The organism is Neorhizobium petrolearium (genome assembly GCF_017873175.1).
In the GTDB taxonomy this organism is placed as follows: Bacteria; Pseudomonadota; Alphaproteobacteria; order Rhizobiales; family Rhizobiaceae; genus Neorhizobium; species Neorhizobium petrolearium.
In genome coordinates, this window is sequence record NZ_JAGGJW010000005.1 from 380,873 (window position 1) to 392,557 (window position 11,685).

At 61.2% G+C, this 11,685-nt stretch carries 9 protein-coding genes; 3 read left to right on the forward strand and 6 right to left on the reverse strand.

Annotated elements, in window-relative coordinates:
• Positions 1-183: 183 nt before the first annotated feature.
• Both J2046_RS12285 and J2046_RS12290 read left to right on the forward strand, forming a co-directional pair.
• On the forward strand, positions 184-939 hold the full coding sequence (locus tag J2046_RS12285) for a FadR/GntR family transcriptional regulator (RefSeq protein WP_210052086.1): 756 nt from the start codon (positions 184-186) through the stop codon (positions 937-939).
• A gap of 29 nt (positions 940-968) precedes the next feature.
• The gene (locus J2046_RS12290) at positions 969-1,967 is read left to right on the forward strand and encodes an MDR family oxidoreductase (RefSeq protein WP_210052088.1); all 999 of its coding nucleotides are present in this window, start codon (positions 969-971) and stop codon (positions 1,965-1,967) included.
• Positions 1,968-2,048: 81 nt separating this feature from the next.
• Here J2046_RS12290 and J2046_RS12295 read toward each other — a convergent pair whose 3' ends face one another.
• The 5 genes from J2046_RS12295 to J2046_RS12315 are packed head-to-tail and all read right to left on the reverse strand — an operon-like array spanning position 2,049 to position 8,921.
• Positions 2,049-3,593: a sulfatase family protein gene (locus J2046_RS12295; RefSeq protein ID WP_210052090.1), complete on the reverse strand. Its 1,545-nt coding sequence runs from the start codon at positions 3,591-3,593 to the stop codon at positions 2,049-2,051.
• 26 nt (positions 3,594-3,619) lie between these two features.
• Complete coding sequence (locus J2046_RS12300) at positions 3,620-5,401, reverse strand: sulfatase (RefSeq protein WP_210052092.1); 1,782 nt, start codon at positions 5,399-5,401, stop codon at positions 3,620-3,622.
• Between the two features lie 3 nt (positions 5,402-5,404).
• The gene (locus tag J2046_RS12305) at positions 5,405-6,220 is read right to left on the reverse strand and encodes an ATP-binding cassette domain-containing protein (RefSeq protein ID WP_210052094.1); all 816 of its coding nucleotides are present in this window, start codon (positions 6,218-6,220) and stop codon (positions 5,405-5,407) included.
• A complete protein-coding gene (locus J2046_RS12310; RefSeq protein WP_210052096.1) occupies positions 6,217-7,983 on the reverse strand; it encodes a dipeptide/oligopeptide/nickel ABC transporter permease/ATP-binding protein in 1,767 nt (588 codons plus the stop codon). Before J2046_RS12310 ends, J2046_RS12305 begins: the two co-directional genes overlap by 4 nt.
• A complete protein-coding gene (locus J2046_RS12315) occupies positions 7,983-8,921 on the reverse strand; it encodes an ABC transporter permease (RefSeq protein WP_210052098.1) in 939 nt (312 codons plus the stop codon). The genes J2046_RS12310 and J2046_RS12315 overlap by 1 nt, the downstream gene beginning before the upstream one ends.
• A 203-nt stretch (positions 8,922-9,124) precedes the next feature.
• Between J2046_RS12315 and J2046_RS12320 the strand changes: the two genes are divergently transcribed.
• The gene (locus J2046_RS12320; RefSeq protein WP_210052100.1) at positions 9,125-10,051 is read left to right on the forward strand and encodes a LysR family transcriptional regulator; all 927 of its coding nucleotides are present in this window, start codon (positions 9,125-9,127) and stop codon (positions 10,049-10,051) included.
• Between the two features lie 89 nt (positions 10,052-10,140).
• Here J2046_RS12320 and J2046_RS12325 read toward each other — a convergent pair whose 3' ends face one another.
• Entirely contained in the window at positions 10,141-11,649 is a 1,509-nt protein-coding gene (locus J2046_RS12325; RefSeq protein ID WP_210052102.1) for an ABC transporter substrate-binding protein, read from the reverse strand.
• Positions 11,650-11,685 lie beyond the last annotated feature (36 nt).

Here is an 11,685-nt window from a genome sequence, read left to right on the forward strand (position 1 = left end):
CACGACGCCTGGCCGAACACGATCTCGCCCATATCCAATTCCCCTTGCCTTTTCGGCTTTGCAGGCAAAGTTATTCCCATTCCGCTATTTGTCAAACCTATATTTAAAAAGCAGTAGCCTTTTCGACTGCGTCGTGGCATCACTGGAAACTGCAGAGGCAACCAGAACGCGGGGAAGGCCAACGTGATCCTCAAATACGACGAGGTTGTGCGCACGGGCATTGCCAAACAAGTGGCCGACAATATCCGCTCCGCGATCCTGGACGGGCGCCTGAAAGTGGACGAACGCCTGCCGACCGAAGAAGATCTTGCGAAGAGCTTCGGCATCTCCCGCCCAACCGTCCGCGAGGCCCTGAAACGTCTCGCCGCCCAGAACCTCATTCATTCCAAGCGCGGTCCGGCTGGCGGCAATTTCGTCAAGCGCCCCGACCCGGAGGGCTTGTCCAAGGCGATCACCGGTGCGGCAACCTTGCTCGTCGGCATCGGCGCCTTCGACATCGAAGAGATCATCACCGCACGCCTGGAGACGGAGACCGTGTGCTGCCGACTCGCCACCGAAAACCGCGGCGAGGCCGATCTTGCCGCCATGGAGGCCGAGATCGCGATCCAGCAGGACGAGACGATCAGCGACGAGGATTTCTGCGCCTCGGATGTACGCTTTCACAGGGCACTGGTGGAATCGACCGGCAACGGCCCTCTGAAGCTGATGATGTACACCGTCATCGAAGCCTTCATCCCGATCACCAACATGATCGTCTTCCGCGTGCGTGAACGCCGTCATGTCGCCTCGCTGCATCAGGAAATCCTCGATGCAGTGCGCAAGCGTGAAGACGTCAAGGCTGCGGACGCGCTCGCCCGCCTGCTCGCCTATGTGCGCGAAAGTTATGCCGCCGTCCTTGAAGCGCGTGCCAAACGCGAGGGCGCGCAGGCCTCTGCCTGATCCGAACTATCCAACACCGGAGAGATGCCATGACCGAGACGTTCAGAGCGATGGTTATCGATGCCGTCGACGGCAAGCCGAAAGGCGCTTTCAGGGATATCTCGGTCGCCGATCTTCCGGATCATGACGTGCTCGTCGAGATCGCCTATTCGACGCTGAACTACAAGGACGGACTTGCCATTACGGGCAAGGGCCGCATCGCGCGCCGCATGCCGATGATGGGCGGCGTAGACCTCTCCGGCACCGTCCTCGAATCCCGCTCGCCCGAGTGGAAGCCGGGCGACAAGGTGGTACTGAACGGCTGGGGCCTTTCCGAGACGGAATGGGGCGCCTATGGCCGTTATCAGCGAGTCAAGCCGGAATGGCTGATCCCTCTGCCTGACGCTTTCTCGATGGAACAGGCGATGGCGATCGGCACTGCGGGATACACGTCGGCGCTCTGTGTCGACGCGCTCGAAAAATGGGGCACGATCAAGCCCGGCGAAGGCGAGGTCCTGGTCACGGGCGCTGCCGGCGGGGTCGGCTCGGTGGCGATCGCGCTTCTGGCAGCACGCGGCTATAACGTCACGGCCTCGACGGGCCGGCCGGAAACTCATGATTATCTTGCCTCGCTCGGCGCCACGAACTTCGTCGATCGCGCAACGCTCGCCGAAAAGGGCGGACCATTGCAGAAGGAGCGCTGGACCGGGGGCGTCGATAGCGTCGGCTCCACCACGCTCGTCAACGCGCTGGCACAGACCGTCCGGGGTGGTGCGATCGCCGCCTGCGGTCTTGCCGGCGGTGCTGACCTGCCCGGCACCGTGTTGCCGCATATCCTGCGCGCCGTCACCCTGATCGGTGTCGATTCCGTCTTCGCCACCCGCGAACAGCGGATGTCCGCCTGGGCGCGGCTCGCCCGCGACCTGGACAAAGCGAAGCTCGACAGCATGACGACAGTCGAGCCTATGTCCAACCTGCCGCAGCTCGCCGAGGACATCGTCGCCGGCAGGATCCGCGGCCGGGTGGTGATCGACGTTATGGCTGTATGAGAGAAAGCAGCAATACCTGCTCTTCGAGGGTCATAGCGTCGATGAGATCTTCGACAATCCCGGCCATTTCGTCCATGTCCGTCACGTCGCCAGTTCTCTCAGCACCGAGGCACTATCATGTTCCGGCATGTCACCAATCTCGGCCATCTTGGCATCGAGCTTGGCCAGCATGTGCCGGAAGACTGATGCATAGGCAGGGTCGCCGGCAACGTTGGTCAGTTCGTGCGGGTCCTTCTCGCAGTCGAAAAGCTCCCATTCCGGCGGCGCACCATTGGGGCGCGCTCCAAGCTGGCCGAGATCGTCGTTGTACCAGTAGATCAGCTTATAGCGCTCGTCGCGCACACCATAATGCGCCCAGGCTTCATGGATGTTGTCATTGTGCATCCAGTAGCGATGATAGGTGAGTTGCTCCCAGTCGCCGGGCGTTCTGCTTTCCAGCACCGGTCGCATCGAGCGGCCCTGCATATAGCTGGGAATGGGAAGGCCCGCATAATCGAGGAAGGTCGGGGCGAAATCGACATTGCAGGCGATATCCTTGCTGGTCGAGCCAGGCTTGATTGCCGCCGGATAACGGGTCAGAAACGGCATCTGCAGCGATTCCTCATACATGAACCGCTTGTCGAACCAGCCATGCTCTCCGAGGAAAAAACCCTGGTCGGACGTGTAGATGACGATGGTGTTCTCCGCGAGGCCCTTCTCATCGAGATAGTCGAGCAGGCGCCCCACATTTTCGTCGATGGACTGCACCGTGCGCAGATACCGCTTCATGTAACGCTGGTACTTGAATTCCGCGAACTTCTGCGGGTCGGCGAAGGTGAAGTTCTCGCCGGTTTCGGCACAGATGACGGTGATGGTTTCGCCGGGTTGCAGATCCGGCACCTTGCGCATCCAGGGAATGAAGTCGAGCATCAAAGGACCGACTTTGGAAGCCGGTCCGGGCGGTGTTACCAGCCCGAGATCCTCATAGTTCATGTCCGAGCGAATGCGCATCTTGGCCGCCGCCGCCGCAGCCGCGCGATTGGAATAGTCGTCGTTGAAGGTTTCGGGCAGCGGTATGTCTTCGCCGGCCCAGAGATGGGTATATTTCGGGTGCGGCTCGAAATTGCGATGCGGCGCCTTGTGGTGACACATGAGGAAGAAGGGCTGGTCCCCAGATTCCTCGATGAAATTGAGACTGAGATCAGTGATGATGTCGGTGGCGTAGCCGGGGATGCGCCGCTTGCCCTCCGGGAAGATGAACTTGGGGTCCCAGTAGTCCCCCTGCCCCGGTACGACGGCCCAATCGTCGAAACCGGTCGGATTATGCGCGGGCCCCTCACCCATGTGCCATTTACCGAATATGCCGGTGCGATAGCCGCCCCGCCGCAGATTCTTGGCGACATTGGGCAAACGATTGTCGATCTCCGTATGGAGCGTGGTGACACAGTTCACATGGTTGTAGGTGCCTGTGAGGATGGCCGCACGGCTGGGCGTGCAGATGGAATTGGTGACATAGACCGCGTCGTGGCGCATGCCCTCCCTGGCCAGGCGGTCAAGGTTGGGCGTACGGTTCAGGCCGGCACCGTAGGCCGAGATCGCGCGAGCGGCGTGATCGTCGCTCATGATGAAAATGATGTTCGGGCGCATGTTGAACTCTTCGGATCTAGAGATAATCAAGCCGGGACCGCCGTCCGGAGCAAAGCCTCCAGCGCATTGAGGCGATCCTTGTCGAGATGAGGCACCATGCCGGAGATCTCGAGCAGCGTCTTTTCGTCGAAGATGGCGGGAACCTTGCCGCCACGCAGGGCGGGAAGCGCGTCGGCAATGATCTCGCGCGTGCTGACCTGCGTCAGCAGAACGTTGACGGGAACCGTCGCAATCACGGCATCCGGCGTGAAATCCGCCGCCGTCGGCGCCCGCCTCTGGCCCAGTTCGATCTGCGCCCATTGCCGTTCCACGAGAAGGTGGTCTTCCGTCACCGGGCCATCGGCTGGCAGACCCAGACGCTCGAACTGGCTGGACGGCGCCTCGTTCTCGCGCATGAGCCGAACGAGAAGGCGGGCCATACGCAATTCCAGCGCCGGATCTCGTAGCGGTGTGGTCTGACCGGGATCTGTTTCGAGGTCGTAGAGCAGCGTGCCGTAATCGGCCGGGCCGCGCATGGTCCAGCCGGGCATCCGCATCACCGGTGCGCCCTTGGTGAAGGAGAAACCCGGCATCATCTCGGCCTCAACAAACTCGGACGGCTCGAAGCGCGATCGCATATGGGTGGGCATCAGCGTGTGTTCCATGAGCGGCGTGTTGGCCGGGTCGACACAGGCGCGCATATAGACATGGCGCCCGTCGGTGACGCTGACATGGCCGCCGAAATTGCCGAACAGTCCCGCCTCGCGCACCGGACGATCGCTCGCGATCGTCTCTCGCAGAGGCCGACCAAGCATGTCCCCGGTCGGCTGGAGGCCGAAGAAATCGAGCAGCGTCGGCGCGATGTCGATGGTCTGGACCAGCGCCTGCCGCCGCTCTCCAGCGACGCCCACACGGGGATCCCAGACGAAGAAAGGGGTATGGATGGTTTCGTCATACCAGGGCATGACGGATTTACCCCACCAGCCACGTTCCCCCAGCATGTAGCCATGGTCGGTGCAGACGATGAGCATCGTATCCTTCCACATGTCGTGCTCGTCCATGAGGTCGAGGACCCGGCCGAGATTGCGGTCACACATGGAAAGAAGGGCGAGGTAACGACGGCGCGCATGATCCGCGGTGGCTTGGGACTCAGTCACCCGTGCATAGGGCGGCCAATCGAAATCAGTCGGGCTGTCGCCGGATTCGCCCTCGGGATAGAGGCGGTGATATTGTTCGTAGCTGAAGAAAGGCTCGTGCGGATCGAAGGTCTCGATCTGGAGCATCCAGTTGTCCGCCCCGGCATTGGTGTTGATGAATTCCAACCCCGCATCAAACGTCCGGGTCTGTGAATGGTCGGCCTCTTCGGCCAGATAGGACCGGTTGATCCGGTCCTGGTTCCTCATGCGGTGGAAGATGTCGGTCAGCCGCCTGCGGTCATTTTCGGCGACCACGCCCTTCCACAGATCGCCTTCCTGGCCGCGGAAGAATTCGTGGCTGGAATAACGGGTATGATAGGTCGCGCCGCCGTCTTCCCAGTAATGCTGGTGGTCGGTGACGAGGTGGGTATAGACGCCGTTTTTGGCGAGGATTTCCGGCATGGAGTCGTCGAAGGGCTCGATCGGCCCCCAGGAACGGTGCAGGAAGTTATGCCGCCCGGTATGCAGTTCCCGCCGTGCCGGCATGCAGGGCATGGAGCCGGCGTAGCAGCGATCGAAGGTGGCCGTGTACGCCGCCAGCCGGGCGAAATTGGGGGCATGGGTCTGAATGTCGCCATAAGGCGGCAGCATGCGCCGGTTAAGGCTGTCGAACATCACGATGATGGCGCGCATGAATCAGGCCCCCATGGCCAGAGCGCGGAACGCGGCGCGCCGTTCGACCTGACGGACGGGATCCGCCACGGGAGCGGCCAGCAGGAGCCGCCTGGTATAATTGTGCTGCGGATTGGCGGTGACCTGATCGCAGTCACCGAATTCTACGATTCCACCGCCCCGCATCACCGCGACGCGGTGAGAGATGTGACGGACGACCGCAAGGTCATGGCTGACGAAGAGATAGGCGACGCCGGTGCGCTCCTGAATCTCGATGAAGAGATCGAGGACGCGCGCCTGCGTGGAAAGGTCGAGCGCAGACACGGGCTCGTCGCAGACGATGAGATGTGGCGAGAGCGCCAGTGCCCGGGCTATGGCGATGCGCTGCCGCTGCCCGCCGGAAAATTCGCGCGGATAGCGGAAGGCGGCATCACTCGGCAACGCCACCTGGTCGAGCAGGGTGCGGACCTTGGCGGTGGCCTCGGCCTTGCCGGCCTGCCCGCGCGCGATGATCGGCTCGGTCAGGATGTCCTCGATGGTCATCGAGGGATTGAGCGAGGTATAGGGATCCTGAAATACCGCCTGGATGGCGGCGGCATTACCCTTGCGGTCGCGCGGCGGGACGCCGGCAATATCCTGCCGATCGAACAGGATGCGCCCCGAACTGACCGGACCGATGCCGAGAATGGCGCGGCCCAAGGTGGTCTTGCCGGACCCGCTCTCGCCGACCAGTCCCACCGTTTCACCGGCACGCACAGTCAGATTGACGTTCTTGAGGATGTGAAGCGCGCCGAAATGGGTGTTCACATCGATGCATTCGACGATGACGTCGTCAGTCATGCCGCAACTCCCCTGCCGGAACGAGGCTGGTAGACACGCGGCGTCACGTCGTCGAGGACGGCGCCGAGCAACATTTTGGTGTAGTCGTGCTGAGGTGCCGCGAAGAGCCGCCGGACATCGTTGGTTTCCACCACTTTGCCGTCTTTCATCACCGAGACGCGATGGCAGATGTCGGCCACGACCCCGAAGTTGTGGGTGACCAGGATCACCGACATGTTCATCTCCGCCTGAAGATCGCGCAGCAGGTCCAGCACTTCCGCCTGCACCGTAACATCCAGAGCCGTGGTCGGCTCGTCGGCGATGAGCAAGTCCGGATTGCAGGAGATGGCGCGGGCGATAAGCACACGTTGCGCCATGCCGCCGGATATCTGGTGCGGATAGGCGCTAAAGGTGCGCAAAGGATCTGGCATGCCGACGCGCTCGAGGAGTTTAAGCACCCGTTTCCTGGCTTCGGATTTCGAGATGCCGAGCACGGTGACCATGGGTTCGGTCAGCTGGTAGCCGATGCGGAAAGCCGGATCGAGATTGCTCATCGGTTCCTGGGGCACATAGGCGATGCGTTTGCCGCGCAGCTTGCGCATGTCCTCTTCGGGCAGATTGGCGATGTCGCGGCCATCGAACCAGGTCGAACCCGAGAGGATACGGCCGCCCGTTGAAAGCAGTCCCAGCACGGCAAAAGCCGTCTGTGTCTTGCCCGAGCCGCTTTCCCCGACCAGGCCAAGCACCTCGCCGCGCCGCAGCGTCAGCGATACGCCCTTGACGACTTCCGTCCAACCGGACTTATCAGGATAACCGACGACCAGGTCGCGCACGTCGAGCAACACATCCTTGTCAACCGGTGCGGCTCCAGCTGCCGGTTTGGCAATCGCTTCCGGCAGGCCTGTGACGGCCGCCGGCCGGTTGCCTTGCTGCAGCCGGTCGCGGATGGCATTGGCAAGGAGGACAAGCGAGGCCACGGTCACCGAAATGGCGAGACCCGGCCATAAGATCGCTGTCGGCACCACGAACATGTTGGCGAATGCGTCCTGCAGCATGCCGCCCCAGGTCGGAATGGATGTATCGCCCAAACCGAGGAATTGCAGACCCGACTGGATGACGATCGAGATGCCCGCGACGACCGAAACCTGAATGGTGACCGGCGCGCGAATGACCAGAAGGATGTGCCGGACGATGATGCGCAGGTCCGAGAGGCCCGAAACGCGTGCTGCATCGACATAGAGTTCGTGCTTGACGCCATTCACCAGATTGCGTGTCAATCGATAGAAGCCCGGGGCCAGCATAACGCCGAAGACCAGCATGGAAATCTCGATGGACGAGCCGAGCGATTGATAGAAGGCGAGCAGGACGATGAGCGCCGGAAGGGACATGAGGCCGTCAGAAATCCAGCTCATGACGACCTCGCGCCGGCCTCCGAAATAGCCGGCGAACAGGCCGGCCGTCACCCCCACGAAGGCCGCCACGGTGACCGCGATGAGCGCGCCTATCAGGGTATTGCGTGCCCCATAGACGAGACGGCTGAAGATATCGCGCCCCGATCCGTCGCCGCCCAGGAGATAGCCGTCTCCCGGCGCCGCGTTGACCTTGAATATCTGCAGGTCGTCGGGCGCGAAAGGCGCGATCAGCGGTGCGAAGATGGCGGTGATAACGACGATGGACAGAAGGATCGACGCGACGAGCCCGAGCGGATTGATCAGCACTGAGCGCAACAGGCCGGCGCGGGCGGCGAGCGGCGCCGGGGATTGTTGTTGAGTTGCAGAAGTCATCAGAGCCTCACCTTCGGATTGACCCAGGCATTGGCGAGGTCGATGGCGATGTTTACGAACACAACGAGAATGATCATGGTGACCACCACGCCCATCAGCACCGGAACATCCCCGGAAAGCGCTGCCTGAACTGTGACGGACCCGAGGCCCGGGATGGCAAAGACCCGTTCGATGATGGCCGCACCGCCCAGAAGGGCGATGAACTGAACGGAGAGCACGGTGAGTGCCGCCGGCATGGCGTTACGCAGTGCATGGCGGAACAGCACCGATGACGGCCTGATGCCGCCGGCCCTCAGGGTGCGGACATAATCCTGGCGCAGCGCATCGATCATGGCGCCTCGCACCTGCTGGGAGGCAGAGGCGATGCCGGAAAGCACCAGCGCCGCAACAGGCAGGGTGAGCGCTGCGACCCAGCCGACAGGAGATGTCGAAAAATCCACATAGCCCGTCGCCGGAAACCAGCGGAGATTGAGCGCGAAAACCACGACCAGGATGAGACCGAGCCAGAAATTCGGCAGCGAGAAGCCGATAACGCTCAGCACCTGGATCACCCGATCTGCCCAGCCGCCTTTCACGGCAGCGGTGATACCGAGAAGTGAGGAGATGATGCCAATCGTGATGACGGCCGCGGTCACCATGGACAAGGTCACCGTCAGCCTCCCCGAGACGATCCGTGAGACGCTCTCTCCCATGGTCCAGGACTGGCCCAGATTGCCCTGGACGGCATTGACTACCCAGTCGCCGTACTGCTCGTAAAGCGGTCGGTCGATCCCGAGCTTAACCTCAAGTGCGGCGATCTGTGCGTCGGTGGCGTTCTCCCCCAGGATGTTCTGGGCCACATTGTCGGCTCCAGCGAATACCATCGCGAACGTCAGCGTCGTCACCAGCACAAGAAGAACAAGACTTGAGAGGATGCGCTTTGAGACATACCTCAGCATTGCGATCAGCTCCCCTTCCGGGAGCGGTGCGCCGCCCGTCCGGGCGGATGCTGCATTCGGGTGAATCTCATTGTCTGTCTCCTCCTCACATTCCTGCCCTGCGAATTCTTATCGGGCGTCTTTTGCAGGAATTGATAACAGTTGAACCGATGCATCGATAATGCAAAAAGCATCAGCAGTGATAACGCAGGCGCATATCTTTCATGCTCGACCAGATCACCCATCTCTTCCGTCTTCGCACGATCCTTCAGGAAGGCAGCCTTCGGCGCGCCTCGGAAAAGCTGAACATCACCCAGCCGGCGCTTTCCCGCTCGCTCGCGCAGTTGGAGAGCTATTTTGGGCAGCGGCTGGTGGAGCGGCATGCACGCGGCGTGAAGGCGACAGCTTTCGGCGAGCGGGTTTTGTCCGTTTCCAGCCGTATCGAGCGCTATTGGGAAATCGCCGAGCACGAGTTGCGCGCGGAAGCGATGGACGAAAAGGGCGTGATGCGGATAGGTGGCGGACCGGTGTGGCGCTCAGGCGTTCTGTCGGGCGTGCTCAGCCAGTTGCAAAAGCGTTTCCCCCGTCTTCTGATCGAATTCACGACCCTGACCTTCGGCAAGACGCTGCAGGATCTGCATGAGGGGAGGCTGGATGTTGCCTTCGGCGGCGTCTTCAATGACGGGGGAACCAGTCAGCGCTTCGCCCGCATCAAGCTCACGGAAGTATCCAATCATGTCATGGCGCGGGAGGATCATCCTCTGCTCGCCACGCGCCGGCAAGATGGCGGCATTGCGGCTTCCGATCTTCTTGAGTATCCGTGGATTATCTACTCCGAGCTGCCGGCCTACCGCGAGATCACGCAGCATACGATAGCGGAACATCTCGGCGGTTCACCGGATATCCGCTTTGTGTGCCAGAACCTGCTTTCAGTGCTTACGATCCTGCAGCAAAGCGATTGCCTTTGCGTGCTTCCGGAATTGTCGGTGCATGCCGTTGCCGCGCCGCGCATCGTTCCGGTTCCCTTGCCCTTGAAGCGGAACACGGCCGAGATCGGCATGATCTTCCGCACAGAACTGCAGGATTGGGAGCCGATGAAAGCACTGGTCGAGCTGTGCAGAACCAGATTTGGCCTCGATAACGAGGTATGACACGGAATGTTTGCTGCCAGCGCCAGACGAAAATGGGCAGTCGCTGCCGACTGCCCACTATCGAAGGCGTGTTTGCCTGGGAGGGTCGTCTATTCCGCCTTCGAGAAATCGCGTATGTGTGGCACAGCGTTGGTGGGATGTAACTTCACGACAGTCTGCTTGTTCGTCAGATAAATGGTGTCGCGCCGATACCACGGGGCAAAGAAGGCGTTTTCCACCATATAGCGGTTGAGATCCCGGTAACCCTTGATCTGCTCGTCGCCGATCGCGTGCTGCGTCGCATCGAGCATCTTGAGGAGCTGCGGATCGGCAACTTTGGACGTATTCCAGGCGGAATGCGGATAGCCGAATTTCTGGTACTCCGCCCAAGTGCCCTGATAGCCGAACTGGAAAACGTAGGCTGGAAAACGGCCGGACCGCAGCTCGGGGATGGTTGCGTTCGGAGCAATCTTCTCCCATTGCACCGTTATGCCGATATCCTTGAGCTGTTTTTCGACGATGGGATTGAAACTCGCGAAACTGGCAAGCTCCGGCAAAACCAGGGTGAAGCCCTTGCGGTATCCGGCTTCTTCGAGAAGGGCACGGGCGGCCTTCGGATCGAATGGATAGACCTTGTCGAGTTCCGGAACATAGGCGCTGCTGCCGGTAGGGAAAATCTGATCGCTCAGGCGGCCGAAGCCCAATTCGACGAATTTGAGGATCGAAGCCTTGTCGAAGGCCATGTTGAGCGCCTTGCGGACGCGCACATCGGCAAGCGCCGGCGTAATCTTGCCTTCGCGGTCAGCGATGATGAAGCCCAGCCAGTTGACGTCGTTGCGCTGCACGACGAGACCGTTAGCCTCGGCATCCGCGACCGTGCGCGCTTCTCCCAGGCCCGCGTCGACCTGACCCGATTTAAGGGCATTGAGGCGAGCTACCTGATCGTTGATCGGCGTGATGGTGACACGCTCAAAGGGGAACGCCCCCTTGTTCCAATAATTCGGATTGCGGTTATAGACATATTGGCGGCCGGGAACGGAAGCCGAGACATCGTAGATGTAAGGACCTGAACCGATCGGGTTGTTCGCAAAGTCCTTGGAGCCGAGAGTGGCTGGCGAGGCCATCGCGCCGGCGACCACAGTCAGATTGTCGATCAGGCTGGGATCGGGCTCGCTGAGATACAGGCGCACTTCGGTCGGCGAAACCACTTCTACCTGGGAGATCAATGCGGCCATGAAGCCGTTCTGGCCGGCACCCTTCTTGAGATAGTCGAGATTGGCCTTGACTGCGTTGCCGTCGAAAGGTGTGCCATCCGTAAAGCTCACCCCTTCGCGCAGAGTGAGCGTCAGCACGCTGTGGTCGTCATTATAGGACCAGGCGGTGGCGAGGTTAGGCACGACCTTGCCATCCGGCTGCATGACCAGAAGCGTGTCGAGCACGGGCTGCCAAAACTGCATCTGATTGGCGATCATCAACTGCGCGCGATCGAAGCTGTTATTGTCCAGTATGGCTGCGATGGCCAGCGTCTGGTCGTCGTTTGCGACCTGCGCCATAACCGACGGTGCCGATGCAACAGAACCCATTGCCGCGACAGCCGCCGCGAACACGATGTTACGCATTTTTCCTCCCTTGGCGTCCTGCTCGGTGCGACCTCC

Bases quoted from the DNA above. Each gene is read 5' to 3' on its own strand.
- J2046_RS12325 (WP_210052102.1), bottom strand. From the start codon at position 11,649: ATGCGTAACATCGTGTTCGCGGCGGCTGTCGCGGCAATGGGTTCTGTT.
- J2046_RS12300 (WP_210052092.1), bottom strand. From the start codon at position 5,401: ATGCGCGCCATCATCGTGATGTTCGACAGCCTTAACCGGCGCATGCTG.
- J2046_RS12290 (WP_210052088.1), top strand. From the start codon at position 969: ATGACCGAGACGTTCAGAGCGATGGTTATCGATGCCGTCGACGGCAAG.
- J2046_RS12315 (WP_210052098.1), bottom strand. From the start codon at position 8,921: ATGCTGAGGTATGTCTCAAAGCGCATCCTCTCAAGTCTTGTTCTTCTT.
- J2046_RS12320 (WP_210052100.1), top strand. From the start codon at position 9,125: ATGCTCGACCAGATCACCCATCTCTTCCGTCTTCGCACGATCCTTCAG.
- J2046_RS12305 (WP_210052094.1), bottom strand. From the start codon at position 6,220: ATGACTGACGACGTCATCGTCGAATGCATCGATGTGAACACCCATTTC.
- J2046_RS12295 (WP_210052090.1), bottom strand. From the start codon at position 3,593: ATGCGCCCGAACATCATTTTCATCATGAGCGACGATCACGCCGCTCGC.
- J2046_RS12310 (WP_210052096.1), bottom strand. From the start codon at position 7,983: ATGACTTCTGCAACTCAACAACAATCCCCGGCGCCGCTCGCCGCCCGC.